Consider the following 25,582-nt stretch of genomic DNA (forward strand, 5'->3'; position numbering starts at 1 on the left):
GGCATCCAAGGTATTTGCAAAGTTATCTTTTGCATCGCAAAACTGCATGGTTTCCGGATTGCGCATTTGAAAAAAGAGGTGGCGCTTTCTGTCAGCTTTTCTATTGTTGCCGCTTCGGTCCGCCCGTTCGGGCAGTGCAGGAAAGCAGATGCAACTCGTATTCGACGGTCATAACGACGTTCTCCTTCGACTCTGGTCCCATGCGAAAAACGGAAGCGATCCGGTCGCGGAATTCGCAAACGGTACGACGGCAGGCCATATAGATGCCATCAGGTCAAAGGCTGGCGGTCTGGCGGGTGGCCTTTGTGCCATTTACGTTCCATCGGGCGATCTCGTTTTTGCCGATCCTGATGTAAACGGCCATTACGCGACGCCGCTTGCCGCTCCCCTCGACCCGCTGCCCTCCCTTGCCATAGCCACGGAGATGGCGGCGATCGCGCTCAGACTCGACCGTGCCGGCGCCTGGCGGCTCTGCCGAACGGTGAAAGATATCCGCAAAGCGATGGCGTCGGGCGTTTTTGCCGCTGTCATGCATATAGAGGGCTGTGAAGCAATCGGCGCCGATCTCGCTGCTCTGGATGTTTTTTATGCCGCCGGGTTGCGTTCGCTCGGCCCGGTGTGGAGCCGGCATAATATCTTCGGCCATGGCGTGCCCTTTGCATTCCCGAGCTCGCCGGATACGGCGCCGGGTCTGACGGAAGCCGGCTTCGCGCTGGTGCGCGAGTGCAACCGCCTCGGCATCCTGATCGACCTTGCCCATATCACCGAGAAGGGTTTCTGGGATGTGGCGAAGACGAGCGATCAGCCGCTCGTCGCCAGCCATTCCAACGTCCATGCGCTGACGCCGGTCGCCCGCAACCTCACCGACAGGCAGCTTGACGCGATCCGTGAGCGTCGCGGCCTCGTCGGCCTGAATTATGCGACGGCGATGCTTCGTCCGGACGGCCGCTCCGATGCCGATACGCCGCTTTCCGACATGATCCGCCACATCGACTATCTCGTGAACCGCGCCGGGATCGATTGCGTGGCGCTCGGCTCGGACTTTGACGGTGCTACCATTCCGGAGGAAATCGGCGATGCCTCGGGCAACCAGAGGCTGATTGCCGCTCTCCGGCAAGCTGGCTATGGTGCGGAGGACTTGACCAAAATGGCCAGCGAAAACTGGCTTCGCATTCTGGCTTCGGCGTGGAGGGAAGAGGACGCCTGAGACCAAATAATACTTAGTAATCAATCAAAACAGGGGAACAAACCATGATGATTACCAAACTGAACCGCAGCTTCCGCCTTCTTTCCGCAGGAGCTGCCCTTTCGCTCCTGATGGTAGCAGCGCCCGCTGCCTTCGCAGAGACACCGAAGGACACGCTCGTCGAAGGTTTTGCCATCGACGACATCATCACGATGGATCCGGGCGAGGCTTTCGAGCTTTCGACGGCTGAGGTCACCAGCAACACCTACAGCCTGCTCGTTCGTCTCGACATGAACGACACGTCGAAGATCAAGGGCGACCTCGCCGACAGCTGGACCGTTTCCGACGACGGCCTGACCTACACCTTCAAGCTGAAGCCGGATCTGAAGTTTGCCTCCGGCAATCCGATCACCGCCGAAGACGTTGCCTGGTCCTTCGAGCGCGCCGTGAAGCTCGACAAGAGCCCGGCCTTCATTCTCACCCAGTTCGGCCTGACTGGCGACAACGTCACCGAAAAGGCCAAGGCTGTCGACCCGACCACTTTCACCTTTACTGTCGACAAAGCCTATGCGCCGAGCTTCGTGCTGAACTGCCTGACGGCAACGGTTGCTTCCGTCGTCGACAAGAAGCTGGTGATGGACCATGTGAAGCCGGTCACCGTCGATGCCGACCACAAGTACGACAATGATTTCGGCAATGACTGGCTTAAGACGAATTATGCCGGCTCCGGCGCTTACAAACTGCGTGAGTGGCGCGCCAACGAAGTCGTCGTCATGGAGCGCAACGACAATTATTACGGCGAGAAGGCAAAGCTCAATCGCGTCATCTACCGCTACATGAAGGAAAGCTCGGCTCAGCGCCTGGCGCTTGAGGCCGGCGATATCGATATCGCCCGCAACCTGGAGCCCGGCGATCTCGACGCCGTTTCCAAGAATGCGGATCTGGCGACCACCAACGCGCCGAAAAGCACGGTCTATTACGTCAGCCTCAACAGCAAGAACGAGAACTTGAAGAAGCCTGAGGTCCAGGAAGCCTTCAAGTATCTCGTCGACTATGACGCGATTGGCGCGACCCTCATCAAGGGCATCGGCGAAATCCACCAGACCTTCCTGCCGACCGGCCAGCTCGGTGCGCTGAACGAGAACCCCTACAAGCTCGACGTTGCCAAGGCGAAGGAACTGCTCGCCAAGGCAGGCGTGCCGGACGGTTTCTCGGTCACCATGGATGTTCGCAACACGCAGCCGGTCACCGGCATTGCCGAATCCATGCAGCAGACGCTTGCCCAGGCTGGCGTCAAGATGGAAATCATCCCCGGCGACGGCAAGCAGACGCTGACGAAATATCGCGCGCGTACGCACGACATGTATATCGGCCAGTGGGGCTCCGACTATTTCGACCCGAACTCCAACGCCGATACCTTCACCTCCAACCCGGACAATTCGGATGCCGGTACGGTGAAGACGCTCGCATGGCGCAATACCTGGGAAGCACCCGAACTCGACAAGGTGACGAAGGCTGCCCTGCTCGAACGCGACGCTGCCAAGCGTGCAGCCATGTACGAGGATGTTCAGAAGAAGTTCCTGGCCAACAGCCCCTTCGTCATCATCTTCCAGCAGATCGAAGTGGCCGGCTATCGCAAGAGCCTCAAGGACTTCAAGCTGGGTCCCAGCTTCGACACCAACTATGTAGGCCCGATCTCGAAGTGATGAGCCGGCTAGGCTGATCCAGTGAGTATCGTCGAAACAAGACAGGAGGCGCGGCCCCGCAGGGGCCGTGCACTGTCCTTTGTGAAGGCGCTGGGGCGTTTCCTCTTCGCCGCCGTCACTACCTATCTCGGCCTTCTGGCCGTCACCTTCTTCATCGGCCGCGTCGTGCCGATCGATCCCGTGCTCGCCATTCTTGGCGACCGCGCGCCGACCCATGTCGTGGAGCGCGTACGCCGCGAGATGGGCTTCGATCTGCCTCTCTACGAGCAGTTCTACATCTATCTGAAGGGCATCCTTTCCGGCGATTTCGGCAATTCGGTCCTGACCACAAATCCGGTCATGGTCGATATTCGCCGCGTCTTCCCGGCCACGCTGGAGCTTGCGACTGTCGGCACGATCATCGGATCGGTCATCGGCGTGCCGCTTGGCGTGCTGGCGGCCGTGCGCCGCGGCAGCATTGCCGACCAGATCGTGCGCGTCATCGGACTTGTCGGCTATTCGGTGCCGATCTTCTGGCTGGCGCTGATCTCGCTCGTCGTCTTCTATGCGCAGCTGCGCTGGGTAGCGTTCCCCGGCCGCATCGATATCGTCTACGAATACAGCTTCACACCGGTCACCGGCTTCTATCTCCTCGATAGTGCTTGGCAGGGGCAGTGGGATGTTTTCTATGACGTCTTCCGCCACATCATCCTGCCGGCCTCGCTGCTCGGTTATTTCTCGCTCGCCTATATCAGCCGCATGACCCGCAGCTTCATGCTGAACGAGCTGTCGCAGGAATATGTGGTGGCGGCCCGCGCCAAGGGCCTATCGGAAATGCGGGTGATCTGGGGGCATGCGTTGAGAAATGCAGCGGTGCCGCTCGTGACCGTCATAGCGCTTTCCTATGCAGGCCTTCTCGAGGGTTCGGTGCTGACGGAGACGGTCTTCTCCTGGCCCGGCATCGGCCTCTACATCACCAACTCGCTGCAAAACGCCGACATGAACGCAGTGCTTGGCGGCACGATCGTCATCGGCACGGTGTTCGTCGGCATCAACCTTATTTCCGATCTTCTCTATCGGATACTCGACCCGAGGACGCGCAACCGATGACGGTTCCGACCACGCCTTCCACGCCCTTGAGCCGCCGTGACTGGTTGCTGTCCGACCGGCCGCAGTCGCGCATGCAGGCCCGGCTTGGCCGCGCCTACGTTACCTGGCGGCAGTTCACCGCCAACCGGCTCGCTGTCGTCGGCCTGCTGATCATCGTGGCGCTGCTGCTGATTGCTGCCTTTGCCAATCTGATCGCCACCCACAATCCGGTTGTCGGCGATCTCAAGAATGCCCGCTTGCTGCCGCCCGGCAGCGCCGGCTATCTGCTCGGCACCGACGATCAGGGCCGTGATATCTTCTCGCGCCTCGTCTACGGCTCGCGGCTGACGCTGCTCGTCGTGGTACTGGTCGCCATCATCTCCGCGCCGGTCGGCCTCATCGTCGGCACGGTATCAGGTTATGCCGGCGGCTGGGTAGATGCGACGCTGATGCGTATCACCGATATCTTCCTCGCCTTTCCGAAACTCGTGCTGGCGCTTGCCTTCGTCGCAGCGCTGGGTCCTGGCATCCAGAACGCCATTATCGCCATCGCCATTACCTCCTGGCCGCCTTATGCGCGCATCGCCCGCGCCGAGACGCTGACGGTCCGGCGGTCCGATTATATCTCGGCGGTCAAGCTGATGGGCGCCTCGCCGCTGCGCATCATTATCAGGCATGTCATGCCGCTCTGTATTTCCTCGCTGATCGTGCGCGTGACGCTCGACATGGCGGGCATCATCCTGACGGCCGCCGGCCTCGGCTTCCTCGGTCTTGGCGCACAGCCGCCGCTGCCGGAATGGGGTGCGATGATCGCTTCCGGCCGCCGTTTCATCCTCGATCAGTGGTGGGTTGCAGCCATGCCCGGTATCGCCATCCTCGTCGTCAGCCTCGGCTTCAACCTTCTGGGGGATGGCTTGCGCGATGCGCTCGATCCGAAGGAGGCCGGTCAATGAGTTCGCTTCTGACCGTGAAAAACCTGCGTGTCAGCTATCCAACCCGCACGGGTGTCATTGAGGCCGTGCGTGGCGTGTCCTTCACGCTCGGCAAGGAGCGACTCGGCATCGTCGGCGAATCCGGCTCCGGCAAATCGCAGACCGGCCGTGCGATCATGGGGCTGACGCCGAAGCACGGCCTCGTCACCGCCGACACGCTGGATTTCAGCGGCCTCGATCTCCTCAAGGCTTCGGCCGCCGAGCGGCGCAAGCTGCGCGGCAAACGTATCGCCATGATCCTGCAGGATCCGAAATATTCGCTCGATCCGGTCATGACCATCGGCAAGCAGATCTGCGAAACATTGCGCACGCATGAGAAGGTCGGCAAAGGCGAGGCGCGAGACCGTGCGCTCGATATGCTGGAAGCGGTGCAGATCCGCGATCCCAACCGTGTCTTCGGTCTCTATCCTCACGAGGTTTCGGGTGGCATGGGCCAGCGCGCGATGATCGCCATGATGCTGATCGCCGGACCGGAACTCTTGATCGCCGACGAGCCTACCTCGGCCCTCGACGTAACGGTCCAGCTCGATGTTTTGAGGATCATGGACCGGCTGGTGTCCGAGCGTGGCATGGGGCTGATTTTCGTCTCCCACGATCTAAGGCTCGTTTCCTCTTTCTGCGACCGTGTCATCGTCATGTATGCCGGCCGTATCGTCGAAGAGGTTGCCGCATCCGAGCTTCGCAACGCGAAGCATCCCTATACGCAAGGCCTGCTGAACTGCATGCCGCAGATCGGTGAAGACAGGCATCCGCTGCCGGTTCTCGACCGCAAGCCGGAGTGGGCTTTATGAGTACGGCGCTGTCCGCGGACCATCTCGGTGTCGTCTATGATCATTTCCATGCGTTGAAAGACGTGAGCGTTTCCATCGAAAGCGGCGAATCCTTCGGCCTGGTCGGTGAGTCCGGCTCGGGCAAGTCGACGCTGCTGCGCGCGGTCGCCGGGCTTGCGCCTGTCAGCGAGGGAACGATCCGCATCCATGGCGAGGTGCTTAAAGGTTCGAAGCGCAGCAGAAGCTTCTACCGAAGCGTCCAGATGGTCTTTCAGGATCCCTACGGCTCGCTGCATCCCCGCCAGACCGTCGACCGCCTGCTTCTGGAACCGCTCGCCATTCATGGCATCGGTGACAGCGAGAAGCGTATTGCCCGGGCGCTCGACGAAGTCGGGCTCGGCAATGGTTTTCGCTTCCGCTACCCGCACCAGCTTTCCGGAGGCCAGCGGCAGCGTGTGGCGATCGCCCGCGCCCTGATCGTCGAGCCATCCATTCTGCTGCTCGATGAGCCGACATCGGCGCTCGACGCCTCCGTACAGGCCGAGGTTCTCAATCTCCTGGAGCAGATCCGGCGGGACCGGAAACTGACATTCGTCATGGTCAGCCACGATCTTGGGGTTATCACCCATATGTGCAAGAGGCTTGCCGTGATGCGCGGCGGCGCTGTTGTTGAACGGCTGACATCGGCCGAACTTGCCGCCGGGAGCGTTCACGAGGAGTACACGCGAAATTTGATGATCGCGAGCAAGGGTTTCGTGAAGGCTTGAAAGCCAATGTTTTCAAGCCTTTGAAAAATCTCGCATGCCGCCAGCGTTAAGGATAATGCTTCCCTAAAACACGACCATTCGACTAGACTATTGACAGCTGCCTTAGTTCTGTCATGATCCCGTTAACGACCGTTAGCTTTCGTGATCGATGGAGGTTGAGGCATGTTCTTTCTCGGTGGGATGACCATGGGTTACCTCGATCCTCCTGTTAAGGTCGAGCGGAGGGAAACCGCGTCCGTGACTATCCCGGCTGAAAAGGATCGCCGGTTGATCGAAACATCCCCCAATACACCCCAGAGCGACGGCGCTGTCGAGCGTTCCTGGATCTGGGCATGGCGCACGCTCTGCTGAGCTGACGCTGGGTGGATTTTCTCTTCCGTCTGCTCTGGACGGAATTTTATCTCTACCTACCTTATAGGGAATATAAGAATATAAATGCGAGCCAGCAATTCGGCCGCAAAACAAACAGACGGAGGCGACACATGGCAAATCTGGGTATTTCGCATACTCACGTGAACCAGTACGGATCCGTACCGGCAAAGAAGCCGGTCACCACGCGGCACAGAATCCAGACCGCGATCCATGTAACATTTTTCACGGCGGCTTTCCTTTTCGTCGTCGCTATGGTTTGCGGCGTCGTCGGCTGATACCGGCGCGTTTGAGGCGTTAATTGATGGCGCCTATTTGATCGAATATTTTCCTGTCCGGAACAATTGGGATGCGCTGGCATTCTCCTGGCACTTCGGTGTTGTTTATGGAGAGTGCTCGTGAAAGGCATCGTGCTATGGCAGATCGGTATCCCGATCCGGTCATCATCCTTCTTCTGTTCCACGCAATCCAGCCCATTCCGGAAAGTAGACGTGAGGCGCTGATAGTGCCGGGAACCTCGTGCAGGCGCATGGATATCGTCCATGCGCCTTTTTCACGCCGGGGGAAGGGCAGCGGTCAAACAGGTCCTTTGACTTGAATTATCGCGAGAATGTCCAACTTTCCCGGGTGGCTTTGCAGAGAGGGCATAAGTCGGCATGACCATTCGCAAAGTTATGGCCGAAGCCGGTCGGTTCGTTGCGGCAAAAGGCACCGACCGTCCGTTTATCTTGCTTTCCCGACTTCGAAGATGACCGGCGCGTTCATGCGAGAGTCATCGTAAGCAATGCAGAACCTAGCCGAAATTATAACGTCGTTTGGATCCAGAACCGAACCCATGGCCATTTCAAGTCCATCTCTGAGTCTGTCGTACGAGCCTGAGAACAAGCAGATCGACCACAGCGATTCGATCCGCTCGACTTATCTGTCCAACGAGGACATCAGGGCCATGGGCGAAAGCGTCGCTTGCGGCACCGTGAGCGAGTTGCCAGGCTTCGCAGCGTTCGATTTCTTTGCGCGCCACAAGGAAAACGAGAAGGAAATCCTGCGCGTCTACCGCACGACTGCGACCGATGCCGAGGCTGGGGAGGCGATCACGCCGGCCGCCGAATGGCTGCTGGACAATCATTACATCGTCGAGGAAGCAATTCAGGAAGTCCGCCGCGACTTCCCGCGCCGGTTCTATCAAGAACTCCCGCGGATGAAAGTCGGGGGCGTCGAAATCCCGCGCACGCTCGTATTGGCCTGGCTTTATGTCGCCCATACTCACGGCACCATCTCCCAGGAAAGCCTGACAGCGCTGGTCGACGGCTTCCAGAAGCACGAAACTCTCAAGATCGGTGAGCTCTGGGCGCTGCCGTCCCTGGTGCGTTACGTGCTGGTCGAAAACCTCCGTCGTATTTCGAGCCGCGTCGAGCGCAGCCGCCGTCTGCGCCGGCGCGCCAATGAGGCGGCCAACGAATTGGTGCGTCTCGCCGACACCGCGAAGGCTGCCGCCTATCTGAAGACGCTGGAAGAGCTTGCCGAGGATAACACTTTCTCGACCCAATTCCTCTACCGCATGCGTGATGGTTCGCAGACTTCGAGCCTGGCGATCTCCTGGCTCGACGAGCGCTTGGAAAAGCTTGGGCGTGACAGCGAGGAAGCGATGATGGCGGAGCATGGCCGTCTCTCCGCCGGCAATGTCACGATGGGCAACATCATCCGCAGCCTGCGCGAGATCAACGATGCGGAGTGGTCGGTCTGGGTCGAGCAGGTCAGCCACGTCGACAGGTTGCTCTGGGATCAGTCCGACTATGGTGATCTCGACTCCGGTTCGCGCAACAGCTATCGCCGGCAGATCGAGAGGCTTGCCAGGCGCTCGCCGCTAAGCGAGGTTCAAATCGCCCAGCTTGCTGTCGATATGGTATCCGAGGCCAGGCTTTCCGATGAGCCGCGGCCGCATGAGCCTGATATTGGCGGCTTCATTGCGGGCGCTCAACGTCCAAAACTCGAAGCGCGCGCGGACTACCGCCCGACGCTGGCACAGCACGCCATTCGCGCGGTGCGCAAATTCAATTGGATGGCGATCGCCATTCCGGTCGCCCTGATCACGATCATCGCCATGGTGATCGTCGGCGGCTTCATGGCCGATGCCGGCATGGGATCGATTGAAATCGCCCTGCTGCTCATGCTGTTCGCATTGCCGGCCTCGGAAGGTGCGAGCGGGCTTTTCAACACGGTACTTTCTTTTTTCGTCACGCCGGCGCGGCTTGTCGGTTATGAGTTCAAACAGGGCATTCCCGAGGATGCGCGCACGCTCCTCGTCGTGCCATGCCTGATTTCTGATCGTGACACCGTCGACGAGATGGTGCGCAATCTCGAGGTACATTATCTCGCCAATCCGCGCGGCGAGATCTATTTCGCGTTGCTCAGCGACTGGCCGGATAGCGAGGTTGAGGAAACCTCCGCCGATCTCGAAGTGCTGGAATATGCACGTCGGGAGATCGCCAATCTCTCAGCCCGCTACGCCCATGACGGCAAGACGCGCTTCCATCTGCTGCATCGCCGCCGCCTCTACAATCCATCTGAAGGCGTGTGGATGGGCTGGGAGCGCAAGCGCGGCAAGCTGCACGAGTTGAACCTGCTGCTGCGCGGCGACCACGATACGACCTATCTGCCAGGCGCCAACACCGTGCCGGCCGATATAGAGTATGTAATGACGCTCGATGCCGATACGCGCCTGATGCGCGATATCGTCACGAAACTCGTCGGCAAGCTCCACCACCCGATCAACCGCCCGGTCATTAACCCGGAAAGCGGGCGCGTCGAAAGCGGCTACGGCATTCTGCAGCCGCGCGTCACACCGTCGCTGACAACAGGTAAGGATGCATCGGTCTTTCAACGCGTCTTTTCCATCAATCGCGGTCTCGATCCCTACGTTTTCACGGTTTCGGATGTCTATCAGGATCTTGCAGGCGAAGGCACATTCACCGGCAAGGGCCTCTATCATGTCGATGCCTTCGAGGCTTCACTGAAGGGGCGCATCGAGGAGAATTCGGTGCTCAGCCATGACCTTCTCGAAGGTTCGATGGCACGGTGCGCACTTGTCACCGATCTCGAACTCGTAGAGGACTTTCCGGTACGCTACGAGGTCGAAACCTCGCGCCAGCATCGCTGGGCGCGGGGCGATTGGCAGCTTCTGCCCTATATGTTGAGTCCGAAACACGGCGTCACCGCACTCGGGCGCTGGAAGATGTTCGACAATCTGCGCCGGTCGCTGACACCGATCGCCTGGTTCCTCGCTTCCGTACTCGGCTGGTATCTAATGGAGCCTTTCGGCGCGTTGATCTGGCAGATCCTGTTGATTTTCTGCCTGTTTGTGGCCCCGACGCTGTCGCTTATCAGTGGCATCATGCCGCGCAGCAGCGATATTGTCGCCAGCGCTCATCTTTATACTGTCTGGTCGGATATCGCGGCCGCCAATGCTCAGGTAGCGCTGCGCATCATCTTCATCGCCGACACCGTCTGCATCATGGTGGATGCGATCGTCCGATCGCTCTATCGCCTCTTCGTCAGCCGCAAGCTGCTCTTGCAGTGGCGAACCGCGGCCAGCGTCGGGGCCGGCAGGCAGGGCACCATCCTCTCCTACTATGGAGCGATGTGGCATGCTCCGATTCTGGCGATTTTGTCGGTCGCTTTCGCTGCATTGTCGGGCAATGACGCTTTCTTCGTTGGTATTCCCTTCGCGCTCCTCTGGATCTGTTCGCCGGCCGTCGCCTGGTATGTGAGCCAGTCGGCCGAGACGGAGGATCGGCTCGACGTGCCGGATGCGGTCTCCAGCGAGCTGCGCAGGATCGCACGCCGCACCTGGCGCTACTTCGAAACCTTCACGACGGCGGAGCAGAATTATCTGCCGCCCGACAACGTGCAGGAAACGCCCCACGTCATCGTGGCGACGCGCACGTCGCCCACAAATATCGGCGTCTATCTCCTGTCCGTCATTTCCGGCCGCCATTTCGGCTGGTTTTCCTTCGAGGAGACGATCGAGCGCCTGGAGCAGACGATCGCCACCATCGACCGCATGGAAAAGTTCCGCGGCCATCTTTTCAACTGGTATCACACCGATACGCTGCAGACGCTCGGACCTCGCTACGTTTCGGCGGTCGACAGCGGCAATCTTGCCGGTCACCTGATCGCCATCTCTTCGGCTTGCCGCGACTGGGCGGAAGCGCCCTCGGCACATGTCCAGGGCAATCTCGACGGTGTGGGTGATACGGCCGGCATCCTCGGTGAAGTGCTGGCCGATCTTCCCGATGACCGCAAGACCGTGCGGCCGCTGCGCCGCCGTCTGGAAGAGCGTATTGCCGGTTTCCAGAATGCGCTTGTCGCCGTCAAGCGCGAGCACGAATTTGCCTCGATCCGTGTCATCAACCTTGCCGTTCTGGCGCGCGACATCCGGAACCTTGCCGGCAATCTGCATCACGAGGTGAAGTCGAAGCAGACGGAAGAGGTCACGCTGTGGGCGGCCTCGCTGGTCAAGGTCTGCGAGGCACATATCTCCGATAGTACCTTCGACCTTTCCAACATCGATGCGCTGCGCCCCCGCCTGGTCGCGCTTCGCGACAAAGCCCGCGATCTCGCCTTTTCGATGGATTTCGCCTTTCTGTACCGCCCGGAGCGTCGCCTGTTGTCGATCGGCTACCGCGTCGAAAGCGGCGAGCTCGATGCGGCCTGCTACGATCTTCTGGCCTCGGAATGCCGTCTTACCTCGCTCTTCGGTATTGCCAAGGGTGACCTGCCGACGGAACATTGGTACAAGCTTGGCCGCCAGGTTGTGCCCGTCGGCTCCCGGGGCGTGCTGGTCTCCTGGTCCGGCTCGATGTTCGAATATCTGATGCCGCCGCTCGTCATGCAGGAGCGCGGTGGGGGTATCCTCAACCAGACCAACAATCTCGTCATTGTCGAACAGATGAACCATGCCCGTAAGCTCGGTACACCCTGGGGCATCTCGGAAGCGGCGTTCAATGCCCGTGACCATAACCTCAACTATCAGTACACGAACTTCGGCGTGCCGACGCTCGGCCTCAAGCGCGGTCTCGGCCACAATGCCGTCATCGCACCGTATGCCTCGCTGCTCGCCAGCCAATACTACCCGGAAGCATCGCTCGAAAACCTGCAGAGGCTTCGCAAGCTCGGCGCTCTCGGCAGGTTCGGCTTTCACGACGCCGTCGACTTCACGCCGACACGCGTACCTGAGGGCAGGAAATGTGCAGTCGTCTACAACTACTATGCCCACCATCACGGCATGTCGATCGCGGCTGTCGCCAACGTCGCCTTCAACGGCCATCTGCGCGAACTCTTCCACTCCGATCCGGTCATCGAAGCGGCCGAACTGCTGCTGCAGGAAAAAGCGCCGCGCGACATCCCGGTCATGAGCGGCAAGGATGAATCCGATACGCCTGCCAGCATCCAGGACGATTTGATGCGGCCCGTCATCCGCAAATTCACCGATCCGGCATCGCGCGAACGAGAGCTCGTCTTCCTGTCGAACGGCCATTATTCTCTGATGCTGACGGCAACGGGCGCGGGTTATGCCCGCTGGAACGGTCTATCCGTCTCCCGCTGGAAGCCGGATCCGACAGAAGACCGCTGGGGCAATTTCATCTTCCTGCGCGATACGGTGACCAATGAATGGTGGTCGGCAACATCAGAGCCGAAGAGCGTGGAGGGCGAAACGGTCCGAGTGGAATTTGCCGACGAGAAAGCCGTGTTCAGCAAGGTTCTTGGCGAGCTTACGAGCGAGGTCGAATGTATCGTTGCCACCGAGCATGATGCGGAAGCCCGCCGCTTGACACTATTCAACACAGGTGCGGAAGATCGCTTCATCGAAGTGACGTCCTATCTCGAACCGGTCATTACATCTGACGACACGGACAACGCGCATCCGGCTTTCGCCCGCATGTTCGTCAAAACGGAGATCGACACGCGCGGCGACGTCATCCGCGCCGAGCGCAACAAGCGCGACTCGAACGAAGCGAATATGAGCATCGCACATCTGATCGTCGACAATGCCGGGGATACGCGACATACGGAATTCGAAACCGAGCGGAGGACGTTCATCGGTCGCGGCCGCAGCCTTTCGAATGCCGCTGCCTTCGATCCGGGTGCCAGCCTTTCCGGCACTGACGGTTTCACGCTGGATCCTGTCCTGTCGTTGCGCCGGACGGTGCGCGTGCCGGCCGGCAAGAAGGTCAGCGTGATATTCTGGACGATTGCGGCACCTAGCCGTGCCGAGGTGGATAAGGCCATCGATCGCTATCGCCATCCGGATGCCTTCAACCACGAACTCATCCAGGCCTGGACACGTACACAGGTGCAGATGCGCCATGTCGGCGTCAGCTCGCAACAGGCGGCAGCGTTCCAATATCTCGGCCGCTGTCTTGTTTATCCCGACATGCAGCTTCGCGGCGACCACGCTGCCATCCGGGCCGGCATGCAGTCGCAGTCAGCGCTCTGGCCATTGGCGATTTCGGGCGATTTCCCGATCTTCACGCTGCGCATCGATGACGACATGGATCTCGAAATCGCCCGTGAAGCGCTGCTGGCGCAGGAATACCTGCGTTCACGTGGCGTGACCGCCGATCTCGTCATCATGAACGAACGGGCCTCTTCCTATGCACAGGATATGCAGCATGCGCTCGACGCCATGTGCGAGGGCGTGCGACGCATGGGCCAGGCCGATGGCCTGCGCCAGCACATTTTCGCGGTCCGTAGGGATCTAATGGAAGAGAGCACCTATCAGGCACTGATCGCCGCCTCGCGCGTGACGCTGCATGCGAAAAACGGCAAGGTGGTTAATCAGATCAACCGCGCCCACATGCTGTTTACGCCCCTCAAGGAAGAGCTGGAGGACATGGAAAAGGCCGAGCGTGCTGGGATTCCGGTTAAACGCGCGCCGCCTCTGCCGGCCCCTTCTATCAAAACGGTTGCCATCGAGGAGGAAGGCGATCTCGACTTCTGGAATGGCATCGGTGGCTTTGCCCGCGACGGCAGTGAATATGTCGTGCGCCTGCCGGGCGGGCAGGCGACGCCTCAGCCTTGGATCAATGTCATCTCGAACGACCAGTTCGGCTTCCATGTATCGGCGGAAGGTGCCGGTTTCACCTGGAGCGTCAATTCGCGCGATTACCAGCTCACCTCCTGGTCGAACGATGCGGTCATCAACCGTTCCGGCGAAGCCCTCTACATAGCGGATCTCGAACGTGGCGCGGTCATGACGCCATTTGCAGGGCTTTCCCGTCGCAACGACATTCGCTTCGAAGCGCGCCATGGTCTCGGTTACTCCACTTTCTCCAGCACGCAACACGAGATCGCGCTGGAAGTGACACAGACCGTGCATCGCGAGAAGCCGGTGAAGCTGCAGCGCCTGCGCCTGCGCAACGTTGGTTCGGTAAGCCGCAAGCTCAGGCTCTACGCCTATGTCGAATGGATCCTTGGGAATAATCCGCAGAAGACCGCTTCTTTCATCCTGTCGAAACGTGACGAGGAGACAGGGGCGCTGTTTGCGACGAACCCCTACAGCATCGACTATTCGGGTCGCACTGCCTTCTTCGCCGCGACCGAGACGGTTTCGAGTTTCTCGGCAAGCCGTCTCGAGTTCATCGGCAAGAGCGGGACGATTGTGGCGCCTGTCGCCGTGACTGCAGCCGCTGCTCTTTCCGGCTCTACGGAGCTCGACGGCGATCCAGCGGCGATCCTTGCGATCGATATCGAGCTCGGCGCCGACGAAGAGCGCGACGTCATTTTCTTCCTGGGTGATGCGTCCACCGAAGAAGAGGCGCGCGCCTTGCTTGCCGATATCAGAAATGCCTCGTTCGATGAGTCGGTGCAGACGAACCGGGGTTTTTGGCAGGAATTTACCGGCAAGCTGCAGATCTCGACGCCGGATAAGGGCATGAACAACCTCGTCAATACCTGGCTGCCCTATCAAAGTCTCGGCTGCCGCATCATGGCCCGGACGGCCTTCTACCAGGCGAGCGGCGCCTTCGGCTTCCGCGACCAGTTGCAGGATACGCTCGCTTTCGTGCTACAGGAGCCTGCGCTTGCGCGAGGCCAAATCATCAATGCGGCCTCGCGCCAGTTCCGCGAGGGGGACGTACAGCACTGGTGGCTGCCGCGGACGGGAGCCGGCGTACGCACCATGATTTCCGACGATGTCGTGTGGCTCGCCTATGCGATCGGTCATTATTGCAGTGTCAGCGGTGACAAGAGCGTGCTCGACGAGCAGCTTGCCTTCCTCGAAGGTCCGGTGCTGCTGGAGGGCCAGCATGACTCCTTCTTCAAGCCGGAAATATCCGAGGATACGGCAAGCATTTACGAACATGCAGCCCTGGCGCTTGATCTCGCCATTGCTCGCAAGGGAACGAACGGCTTGCCGCTCTTCCTCGGCGGCGACTGGAATGACGGGATGAATCGCGTCGGCATCGATGGCCGGGGCACGAGTGTCTGGCTCGGCTGGTTCCTTGCCGGCGCCTTGCGTTCTTTCATAACGCATGCCGAAGACCGGGGCGATAAAGCCCGCGCGGAGCAATGGAAGGCGCATCTCATCGAACTTAAGAACGCGCTCGAAAGCGTTGCGTGGGACGGCGATTATTACCGCCGCGGCACTTTCGACGACGGCACGCCACTCGGCTCGAAGGAGAGTCTGGAATGCCAGATCGATTCGATTGCACAGTCCTGGAGCGTGCTCTCAGGTGAAGGTGATCCCAAACGGGCCATCAAGGCGATGGATGCGGTGCTCGATCGGCTGGTTGACGAAGATGCACGGATCATCCGCCTCTTCACACCGCCTTTTGAAAGGTCGCTGAAGGATCCAGGCTATATCAAGGCTTATCCGCCCGGCGTTCGCGAGAATGGCGGCCAGTATACGCATGCCGCCACCTGGGTGGTCATGGCGCTGGCGGAATTGAAGCGCGGTGATGATGCCCTGCGCTGCTTCCAGATCCTCAATCCGATTACCCATTCGCTAGACAAAGCGGCGGCCGAACGGTATCGCGTCGAGCCCTATGTCGTGGCGGCCGATGTCTATGGACATGCTCCCTATGTCGGGCGTGGTGGCTGGACTTGGTACACCGGCTCGGCCGGCTGGCTCTACCGCGCGGCGGTGGAAGGTATCCTCGGTATCCGGCTAAAGGGTGGACAACTTTTTGTGAACCCGTCGCTCCCTTCCAATTGGGACGGGTTTGCGGCAGAGATCGAACGCGACGGAAGCAAATACCGCATTTCGGTCTCAAAAGCGTCCAATGCTGAAGGCTACAGTGTGTCGATAGACGGCACCGAAGTCGCCAATCCCCGCGAGGGATATCCGGTCGGATCCCAGCAATCTCCAAGCTGATTTTCCGGCGATTCGCGCGGCCAAAGGGGGAACCCTTTTGGCCGGCGTAGCGTTTGCAAACGGATAACAGGAGAGACACCATGGCAGGTATGCCGACCAAAGCCATTGGCGCCCAACGAACTTCCATATCAGTGGCTGCATCCAAGCGTGATACGAGGCTCGACGTGATTCGTGGTCTTGCGCTCATCACGATCTTCATCAATCACGTCCCGGGGCAAATCTTCGAATATATTACGACCAAGAATTTCGGCTTTTCCGATGCCGCCGAAGCCTTCGTGCTGATCTCGGGCATTGCAGTCGGTCTTGCCTATGGCTCGGGCTTCAAGGCAGGCAAGCGGCTGGAAATGGCGATCAAGGCGGCAAAACGTGCCTTCACGCTTTATCTTGCCCACATGATCACCACTTTCGTGACGCTTGCGCTGTTCATCTGCGGCGCCTGGCTGTTCCACCGGCCGGGGCTATTGGTCGAGATCAACATTCTGGCGGTGCTGATGAACCTGAAGGAGGGCATTCCGGCCCTGCTCCTGCTCGGCCATCAGATCGGCTACAACAATATCCTACCGATGTATGGAGCACTGATGCTGATGGTGCCGCTGATCCTGCTGCTGAACGAGAAGAGCGCGTTGCTGGCGCTCGCCGTTTCCGGCATGGTATGGCTTCTTGCAGGCATCTACCAGATCGCGCCGCAGAACATGCTTTTCGAGGGAGACTGGTTCCTCAATCCCTTCTCCTGGCAGTTCCTGTTCACGATCGGCATCGTCTCGATGATGCATGTCAAGCGCGGCGGCACGCTTCCCCGCCATCCGCTGCTTTTCGCGCTGGCCCTCGGCTATGTCGTTCTCTCCTTTATCTGGGTGACGGCGCATCTTTGGGATCTCGGAAACTATCTCGCAGCACTCGGCCTGCCTGCCGTGCTGACCGGCTTCGACAAGACCTTCCTGTCGCTGCCGCGCCTTCTGCATGTGCTGGCGCTCGCCTATCTGGTGATCAATATTCCCGCGGTATCCCAAGCTTTCCGCCGCCCGGCCGATCACCCGCTGACGATCCTCGGCCGTCATTCGCTGAACATCTTTGTCGCCGGCACCATCCTGGCGATGGTCGGGCAGGTGCTGCTCTACATTACCAACCGCGACCAGGTCATCGGTCCGATCTTCGTGCTTGTCGGCATCGCCGCCCAGTTCGCCTATGCCTATCATCTCGAATACAGGCGCGAACAGGAAAAGACCCCGCCTCTTGCCGGCGGCGCCATTCCGGTGCCGGTCCGCATCAGTCGCGGCGTGGACGCCTATGGCCAGGGCAAGCGCAAATAGCCAGATTTCTTTAAGGAAATGCTGAGCCGGCGGTCGAAGAGGCCGCCGGTTTTTTCTTTTCGACGAGCGCGCATGGCTATGCCTTGACGCGGTTGTTCCAGGTGGAGTGTGCGGCCGCAAGCGGGGATCACTATGAGATTTTGATTTTTTAGCCGTTCATCACGAATGGAACGGTTACGCGCCTGGCTCCATTTTGGCTCCCTGAGGCAATGCCAATGATAGGGAGCACGAAGATGTACTTCGAACTCAAGGACGCCACAGCCGATATCCTCGCCAGGAGCCGTCGGTATAACGAACTCTGCGATCTTCCGCTTGACCTGATCTCCTCCGAACGTGAGGCCTATGACATTCAGGCGATTGCGCAGGATGCGCTGGGTTTCGAGCGCAAGGGCTACGCGCTTGTCGGCACGAGCGAGGCATCGCGCCGCACCCTCGGTCTTGCAAGGCCGATCTATTCCGAAATTCCTGCTTCCGCACTGTTTGCCGGTACGAAGGAATTCCGGCTGCCGCCAGGCACCATCGGTGTCCAGTGTGAGTTGGTTTTCACGATGCTGCGGTCCTATTCGGATATCGGAGAGCCGATCAACCTCGACAGTGCTGCTGAAGCCGTGCTCGATTGCCGCCCGGCCGTCGGTATTCTCGGCCGGCGCACGCGGCGGGTCTTCACGGGAGACCACGCAGCGATCGCCGACTTCGGCCTGCATGTCGCAACCCTCTGCGGTGATCATACCGGGGCGCTGACATCAGCCGATCTAGCCGGCATCGATATTACGACCTTCCTGTTCAAGCAGACGGTCTTTTCGGGGACATCCGCATCGGTCATGGGCAATCCGCTCAACGCTGTCGTCTGGCTGGCAGGCCAGCTTTCGGCGAACGGCAGGCAGCTTCAGGCCGATGATATCGTTGCGACGGGATCGTGCACGACCATTCTTCAGGTCTGGCCCGGCCAGCATCTGGCGGCTGATTTCGGACCACTTGGACAGATCGAATGCATCTTTGCATGACACGCATTTCAAACGGAAAGGACAGTTTATGAGGCCGCAGCGAAAGCCATTCGTTGTCGAGATCAAGAAGACGAAACAGTTCTGCCGCAAGCCGGTTCCGGCCGAGGCCGATCGCCCGGGCGCCGCGCTGCGGACAGGGACAAAGACGGCCGTCGGCCTGGCCATCCGGAGCGAGGGTCGCGCCTGATGGTTAGCCGCAACGTTCCTCACGAATATTTCCTGCTTGACGCCGCGAATGTAGACGGCCCTGTGGTCGGCCATCTTTGCGACAAACCGATTTCTGCCGTGGTCATCGACCGGAACGGCGACCGTTATCACTTCGTCGGCGTTGCCGCCAGAGATGGTTGCGGCAGACTCGATGTCATGTCGCTCAAACAGGGCGAATGGATTCTTGCACCTAACCTGGTCTATGCCGAAGCGGCTTAGAGGTTCTACGGATCACTCCTTGCCGAGGATGATGACAAGCGGGCCTGCCTACAGCGATTCACAGGGAGTCCCATGCAACAAAAAGGCCGGAAGAGCAGTGCCCTTCCGGCCTTTTGTCGTGTCCTTGCGAAGCCGATCAGGCAGCTTCGGTCGTATGGGCCTTGCGGACTTCGTCGTCCGTCAGGATGCCGCTGGCGCGCAGCAGAGCGGCGAAGCGGCCGTTCGAGTGGCTGAGCTCGTCGAAGCTGCCGTGCTCGACGATGCGGCCGTTGTCGAGGAACAGCACCATATCCGCCTCGCGGACCGTCGAGAGACGGTGAGCAATGATGAAGGTGGTGCGGTTCTGGCGCAGGTTGTCGATCGCAGCCTTGACGCGGGCTTCCGTCTCGACGTCGAGCGCGGAGGTCGCTTCGTCCAGCACCAGGATCGGCGCATCCTTGAGGATGGCACGAGCGATCGCGATACGCTGGCGTTCGCCGCCGGAGAGCTTGTTGCCGCGCTCGCCGACATGGGTGTCATACTGCTCGTCGCGGTTCTCGATGAAGTCTGCGGCGGCAGCAGCTTCGGCGGCGCGGCGCATATCCTCTTCCGAGGCATTCTCGCGGCCGAGGCGGATGTTGTCGCTGATCGAGCGGTTCAGAAGCCCGGCATCCTGGAAGACAGTGGCGATATAGCGGCGCAGCGACTTGCGCGTGACCTTGCTGATGTCGGTGCCGTCGACGAGAATCTGGCCGCCCTGCGGATCGTAAACACGCTGCAGCAGGTTGACGAGCGTCGTCTTGCCGGCGCCGGTCGGGCCGACGATCGCAACCGTCTGGCCGGCCTTCACCTTGAAGGAAACGTTGTGCAGGCCCTGCGAGCTATTGGCGAAGCCGAAGGAGACGTCTTTGAACTCGACATCGCCCTTGACATCCTTGATCTCGCCGTTGCCGGCCGGCTCTTCGCGTTCACGAACGGAATCTTCGAGATTGTAGAAGTCCTCCAGTTTCGAACGGGCTTCGAAGATCTGCGTGGCGAACTGGCGCATCAGGTCCAGGCGGGCGATCAGCAGGTTGGCGAAGCCGATGAAAGCAATGACGTCGCCGACACGCAGTTCGCCATTCTGAACCAGCACGGTACCGATGACGAGCACGATCATCATGGCGATCGTGGAGGCCATGCGGTTCAGCGCGCTCGCAAGCGCCCACCAGTCGAGTACCGGATACTGCGCCTGCAGCAGGCGGTCGGCAAAGGACTTCAGTGCACGCGTCTCGGCATCGATGCGGTTATAGCTATGCAGCACCGAGACGTTGCTGATGGAATCGCTGACATGGCCGAAGACGGTATGATAGTGGTTCTCGACCGAAGCCTGGCCGTCCTTGGTGCGGCTCATGACCACGCGGCCGATGATCCAATAGGCGATACCGAGTACGATCAGGACTGCGGAGAGACGCAGATCCATGGATATTGCGGTCGGGATAAGCAGGCCAAGCGCAATGACCGTCGAAAGGTGGTTGCGCATGAACTCCAGCCACAGGCCGAACAGGGTTTCGCAGGCACGCAGCAGCGTGTGCAACGCGTTCGACGTGCCCCGCTGGTGGTGCCAGGAAAGCGGCATGGAGATGATGCGGCCGAAAGCCTCCGTCAGAAGCGTCGCACGGCGGCCGTGGGCCAGCCTGTCGGCTTCACGCGCCACAAGGACGAAGGCGATGGTGTTGAAGACGGCAAATGCCGCCCACATCATGAGAATCGGTTTGACCTCACCCTTGCCGGAAATCGCATCGATGATACGGCCGAACAGGATTGGCTCGGCGATAGTGATGGCCGCCAATACGATATTCGCGATAACGACGAGGGATACGCGGAGCTTGTAGGCGCCAAGATAGCGCAGAGCCCTTGCATAGACCTTGAATAACGACACGTCGGGACCTCTTTTGCATCTGCGAAAAAACGGGATGGTGCGATGCTACAAAAATCTACCTGAACCGACGATTAACGGGATATTCGGGTTTGGAATCCGCCTTCGAAGTTCGCGCGCACGGTGCGATCGCTGAGTGCGATAAGTGACCATAGTTTCGAAATTGTTGCTTAGGCATAGATCGCGACAATTTGCGCTTGCATTCCCTGGAGCGTCTAGCGCACCATCCAGTTTGTGAACTGCAATTTTTTAATCAAGACCGTTCAGCGGCGGGTTATCAGGCCTGCTCCGGCGGCCTCGTTGGTCCGGGCAAGGGGCATTTTGTGCAAATTCATTCTTTAATTCAATTACTTGTTATTCTAGAGGAATATTCCGACAGCGAAAGCGCGATCGAAGAACTCGACAAGGTGATCCGCGCGAACGGATTCGATTTCTACGGCCTGCTTCGCCATCCCAAGCAAGGAGACAACCCATGGAGTGTGACCATGGCCAGCCGGTGGCCGGACAGATGGTCGCACATCTATGCGGTAAAAAAATATGTGCTCGTCGATCCGACCGTGCGGTATCTTGCACATGCACAGCGGCCCTTCCGTTGGCGCGACAGCATGGCTGCTTTTAGGGCCGACCCGCATCAGCGCCGCATGGAGCAGATGATGGTCGATGCCTTCGGCCATGGGTTGGAAGACGGCTATGTCTTCCCGATCTATGGAAGAAACGGCATCCTTGGCAGCCTCAGCCTCGGCGGTAAACCCGTTGAGCTCTCACCCGCTGAAATCGCGCTTTTCGAGGCGATCGCCCGCAAAGCCTTCTGGCGGCTGCTCGATCTGCAGGGTGAAGCTGCAGCGCTGGAAACAGTGCCGATGACCGACACACAGCTGACCCGGCGCGAAATGGAGATCCTGCATTATCTCGCCGAGGGCATGACCTCGATGGAAATCAGCAAGCATCTGAAGATCTCCAATCATACGGTCGACTGGTACATGAACGGTCTGCAGGATAAGCTAAAGGCCAAGAATCGGCAGCAGGCAGTGGCGCTTGCTTTCCGGTATGGTTTGATTACCTGAGATCTAGAGAAATTCTATTTCGTCGAGATGAGGGAAATTGAACTTTCTGTAACAGCACGTTAAGAATTCTCTTCGCGGGTGCAGCATGGCCCGTTTTTCGTGCTTTGAGGAGAGTACATTGCCCATATCGAAGATCCTTGTCGCCAACCGTTCCGAAATCGCCATCCGCGTCTTCCGCGCGGCCAATGAACTCGGAATAAAAACGGTCGCGATATGGGCTGAGGAAGACAAGCTGGCGCTGCACCGCTTCAAGGCCGACGAGAGCTATCAAGTCGGCCGCGGCCCCCATCTTTCCCGCGACCTCGGGCCGATCGAAAGCTATCTTTCGATCGACGAGGTGATCCGCGTCGCCAAGCTTTCCGGCGCCGACGCCATTCATCCGGGCTACGGCCTGCTTTCGGAAAGCCCCGAATTCGTCGATGCCTGCAATGCTGCAGGCATCACCTTCATCGGCCCGAGGGCCGATACTATGCGTCAGCTCGGCAATAAGGTCGCGGCGCGCAATCTCGCCATTTCCGTCGGTGTTCCAGTCGTTCCGGCGACTGAGCCGCTGCCTGACGACATGAAAGAAGTCGCGAAGATGGCTGCCGCGATCGGCTATCCCGTGATGCTGAAGGCGTCCTGGGGCGGCGGCGGTCGCGGCATGCGCGTCATCCGCTCGGAAGCCGATCTCGCCCGCGAGGTGACGGAAGCCAAGCGCGAGGCGATGGCCGCCTTCGGCAAGGACGAAGTCTATCTCGAAAAGCTCGTCGAGCGTGCCCGCCACGTTGAAAGTCAGATCCTCGGCGATACGCATGGCAATGTCGTGCATCTCTTCGAGCGCGACTGCTCCATCCAGCGCCGTAATCAGAAGGTCGTCGAGCGTGCGCCCGCCCCGTATCTTTCGGACGCACAACGCCAGGAACTTGCCGCCTATTCACTGAAGATCGCGCAGGCGACGAACTACGTTGGCGCCGGCACCGTCGAATATCTGATGGATGCCGATACCGGCAAATTCTACTTCATCGAAGTCAATCCGCGAATCCAGGTCGAGCACACGGTCACCGAAGTCGTCACCGGCATCGATATCGTCAAGGCGCAGATCCATATCCTCGACGGCTTTGCCATTGGCACCGAAGAATCCGGCGTGCCGAAGCAGGCGGATATCCGCCTCAACGGCCACGCGCTGCAGTGCCGTATCACGACGGAAGATCCGGAGCATAATTTCATTCCGGACTATGGCCGCATCACCGCCTATCGCTCCGCATCGGGCTTCGGTATCCGCCTCGACGGCGGCACGTCTTATACCGGTGCGATCATCACCCGTTACTACGATCCGCTGCTGGTGAAGGTAACGGCCTGGGCGCCGAACCCGCTGGAAGCCATTTCCCGCATGGACCGCGCCCTTCGCGAATTCCGTATTCGCGGTGTTGCCACCAACCTGACCTTCCTGGAAGCGATCATCACGCATCCGAAGTTCCAGGATAATTCCTATACGACACGTTTCATCGATACGACGCCGGAGCTCTTCCAGCAGGTCAAGCGCCAGGACCGTGCCACCAAGCTCTTGACCTATCTCGCCGATGTTACCGTCAACGGCCATCCCGAGGCAAAGGATCGCCCGCGGCCATCGCAGGATGCCGCCAAGCCGGTCGTACCCTATGCAAATGGTGGCAAGATCCCCGATGGCACGAAGCAGCTTCTCGACCAGCTCGGCCCGAAGAAATTCAGCGAGTGGATGCGCGAGCAGAAGCAGGTGCTGCTGACCGATACGACGATGCGCGACGGCCACCAGTCGCTGCTCGCCACCCGCATGCGCACCCATGATATCGCCAGGATCGCCGGCACCTATGCGCATGCACTGCCAAATCTCCTGTCGCTGGAATGTTGGGGGGGTGCTACCTTCGACGTCTCCATGCGCTTTCTGACCGAGGATCCGTGGGAGCGTCTGGGCCTGATCCGCGAGGCGGCTCCCAACCTTCTGCTGCAGATGCTTCTGCGCGGCGCGAACGGCGTCGGCTACAAGAACTATCCTGACAATGTCGTGAAATATTTCGTCCGCCAAGCTGCCAAGGGCGGCATCGACCTTTTCCGTGTCTTCGACTGCCTGAACTGGGTAGAGAATATGCGCGTGTCGATGGACGCCGTCGCCGAGGAGAACAAGCTCTGCGAAGCGGCAATCTGCTATACCGGCGATATCCTCAATTCGGCGCGACCGAAGTATGACCTGAAATATTATACGGACCTTGCCGTCGAACTCGAAAAGGCTGGCGCGCATATCATCGCGCTCAAGGACATGGCGGGCCTCCTGAAGCCGGCCGCCGCCAAGGTGCTGTTCAAGGCGCTGCGCGAAGCGACCAGCCTGCCGATCCACTTCCACACGCATGATACGTCGGGCATTGCCGCGGCCACGGTTCTTGCTGCCGTGGATGCCGGCGTCGATGCTGTCGATGCAGCGATGGATGCACTGTCCGGAAATACGTCGCAGCCCTGCCTCGGCTCCATCGTCGAGGCGCTGCGTGGCTCCGAGCGTGATCCGGGCCTCGATCCGGAGTGGATTCGCCGCATCTCGTTCTATTGGGAAGCGGTTCGCAATCAGTATGCGGCCTTCGAGAGCGATCTCAAGGGCCCGGCTTCAGAAGTTTACCTGCATGAAATGCCGGGCGGCCAGTTCACCAACCTCAAGGAACAGGCCCGTTCGTTGGGGCTGGAGACCCGCTGGCACCAGGTGGCGCAGGCCTATGCCGACGCCAACCAGATGTTCGGCGATATCGTCAAGGTGACGCCTTCGTCCAAGGTTGTCGGCGATATGGCGCTGATGATGGTGAGCCAGGACCTGACGGTTGCCGATGTGGTCAGCGCTGAGAAGGAAGTTTCCTTTCCAGAATCGGTCGTCTCGATGCTGAAGGGCGATCTCGGCCAGCCTCCGTCGGGATGGCCGGAAGCGTTGCAGAAGAAGGCTTTGAAGGGCGAGCAGCCCTATACGGTGCGCCCCGGCTCACTGCTTGACGATGCCGATCTCGATGCGGAGCGCAAGGCGATCGAGACCAAGCTGGAGCGCGAGGTCAGCGACTTCGAATTCGCCTCCTACCTCATGTATCCGAAGGTCTTCACCGATTTCGCGCTGGCTTCGGACACCTACGGTCCGGTTTCCGTGCTGCCGACGCCTGCCTACTTCTACGGTCTTGCCGATGGCGAGGAGCTGTTTGCCGATATCGAGAAGGGCAAGACGCTCGTCATCGTCAACCAGGCGATGAGCGGCACCGACAGCCAGGGCATGGTCACCGTCTTCTTCGAACTCAATGGCCAGCCGCGCCGCATCAAGGTGCCGGATCGGGCGCACGGCGCTTCAGGCGCGGCTGCCCGCCGCAAGGCGGAGCCGGGCAATGCTACCCATGTCGGAGCGCCGATGCCAGGCGTCATATCACGCGCCTTTGTTGTACCGGGCCAGGTCGTCAGCGCCGGTGACGTGCTCGTCTCCATCGAGGCGATGAAGATGGAAACGGCACTGCATGCGGAGAAGGACGGCACCGTTTCTGAAGTCCTGGTCAAGGCCGGCGACCAGATCGACGCCAAGGATCTGCTCGTCGTCTACGCTGGGTGAGCAGAGGACGGGCGACCGGTATCGTGATCACCCGATTGTGTAGGATCGGGCCGTTAAAAAGCTGATT

Annotated in this window: 15 protein-coding genes; 14 read left to right on the forward strand and 1 reads right to left on the reverse strand. The window is 59.8% G+C overall.

Annotated elements, in window-relative coordinates:
- Window positions 1–148: 148 nt before the first annotated feature.
- The 12 genes from H4W29_RS09935 (at window position 149) to H4W29_RS09990 (ending at window position 18,971) form a co-directional block, all read left to right on the forward strand.
- Window positions 149–1,207 (forward strand): dipeptidase, encoded by a 1,059-nt coding sequence (locus tag H4W29_RS09935; RefSeq protein WP_192728772.1) that lies wholly within the window; start codon window positions 149–151, stop codon window positions 1,205–1,207.
- Between the two features lie 44 nt (window positions 1,208–1,251).
- Complete coding sequence (locus H4W29_RS09940) at window positions 1,252–2,892, forward strand: ABC transporter substrate-binding protein (RefSeq protein WP_192728773.1); 1,641 nt, start codon at window positions 1,252–1,254, stop codon at window positions 2,890–2,892.
- A 21-nt stretch (window positions 2,893–2,913) separates the two neighbouring features.
- Complete coding sequence (locus tag H4W29_RS09945) at window positions 2,914–3,981, forward strand: ABC transporter permease (RefSeq protein WP_192728774.1); 1,068 nt, start codon at window positions 2,914–2,916, stop codon at window positions 3,979–3,981.
- Window positions 3,978–4,913 (forward strand): ABC transporter permease, encoded by a 936-nt coding sequence (locus H4W29_RS09950; RefSeq protein ID WP_192728775.1) that lies wholly within the window; start codon window positions 3,978–3,980, stop codon window positions 4,911–4,913. The genes H4W29_RS09945 and H4W29_RS09950 overlap by 4 nt, the downstream gene beginning before the upstream one ends.
- A complete protein-coding gene (locus H4W29_RS09955) occupies window positions 4,910–5,743 on the forward strand; it encodes an ABC transporter ATP-binding protein (protein WP_183828983.1) in 834 nt (277 codons plus the stop codon). The genes H4W29_RS09950 and H4W29_RS09955 overlap by 4 nt, the downstream gene beginning before the upstream one ends.
- Window positions 5,740–6,489: an ABC transporter ATP-binding protein gene (locus H4W29_RS09960; RefSeq protein ID WP_037102041.1), complete on the forward strand. Its 750-nt coding sequence runs from the start codon at window positions 5,740–5,742 to the stop codon at window positions 6,487–6,489. Before H4W29_RS09955 ends, H4W29_RS09960 begins: the two co-directional genes overlap by 4 nt.
- A gap of 162 nt (window positions 6,490–6,651) precedes the next feature.
- Window positions 6,652–6,840 carry a hypothetical protein gene (locus H4W29_RS09965; RefSeq protein ID WP_192728776.1) on the forward strand — a complete coding sequence of 63 codons (189 nt, stop codon included), beginning with the start codon at window positions 6,652–6,654 and terminating at the stop codon, window positions 6,838–6,840.
- 853 nt (window positions 6,841–7,693) lie between these two features.
- Entirely contained in the window at window positions 7,694–16,231 is an 8,538-nt protein-coding gene (locus H4W29_RS09970; RefSeq protein WP_192728777.1) for a glycoside hydrolase family 94 protein, read from the forward strand.
- An 80-nt stretch (window positions 16,232–16,311) separates the two neighbouring features.
- Complete coding sequence (locus tag H4W29_RS09975) at window positions 16,312–17,541, forward strand: OpgC family protein (RefSeq protein WP_192728778.1); 1,230 nt, start codon at window positions 16,312–16,314, stop codon at window positions 17,539–17,541.
- A gap of 233 nt (window positions 17,542–17,774) precedes the next feature.
- Complete coding sequence (locus tag H4W29_RS09980; RefSeq protein WP_192728779.1) at window positions 17,775–18,545, forward strand: 2-keto-4-pentenoate hydratase; 771 nt, start codon at window positions 17,775–17,777, stop codon at window positions 18,543–18,545.
- A gap of 28 nt (window positions 18,546–18,573) precedes the next feature.
- Entirely contained in the window at window positions 18,574–18,732 is a 159-nt protein-coding gene (locus tag H4W29_RS09985; protein WP_192728780.1) for a hypothetical protein, read from the forward strand.
- Window positions 18,732–18,971, forward strand: coding sequence for a hypothetical protein (locus tag H4W29_RS09990; protein WP_192728781.1), 240 nt, complete (start codon window positions 18,732–18,734; stop codon window positions 18,969–18,971). Before H4W29_RS09985 ends, H4W29_RS09990 begins: the two co-directional genes overlap by 1 nt.
- A 136-nt stretch (window positions 18,972–19,107) precedes the next feature.
- On the opposite strand, the gene H4W29_RS09995 is transcribed toward H4W29_RS09990, so the two are convergent.
- Window positions 19,108–20,871 carry a glucan ABC transporter ATP-binding protein/ permease gene (locus H4W29_RS09995; protein WP_192728782.1) on the reverse strand — a complete coding sequence of 588 codons (1,764 nt, stop codon included), beginning with the start codon at window positions 20,869–20,871 and terminating at the stop codon, window positions 19,108–19,110.
- Window positions 20,872–21,191: 320 nt separating this feature from the next.
- Between H4W29_RS09995 and H4W29_RS10000 the strand changes: the two genes are divergently transcribed.
- Together H4W29_RS10000 and pyc are read left to right on the forward strand one after the other, a co-directional pair.
- Entirely contained in the window at window positions 21,192–21,932 is a 741-nt protein-coding gene (locus H4W29_RS10000) for a LuxR family transcriptional regulator (protein ID WP_192730705.1), read from the forward strand.
- A 118-nt stretch (window positions 21,933–22,050) separates the two neighbouring features.
- A complete protein-coding gene (pyc, locus tag H4W29_RS10005) occupies window positions 22,051–25,515 on the forward strand; it encodes a pyruvate carboxylase (protein ID WP_192728783.1) in 3,465 nt (1,154 codons plus the stop codon).
- Window positions 25,516–25,582: the final 67 nt, after the last annotated feature.

Origin of the sequence: Rhizobium viscosum (assembly GCF_014873945.1) — a bacterium.
Taxonomy (GTDB): domain Bacteria; phylum Pseudomonadota; class Alphaproteobacteria; order Rhizobiales; family Rhizobiaceae; genus Rhizobium; species Rhizobium viscosum.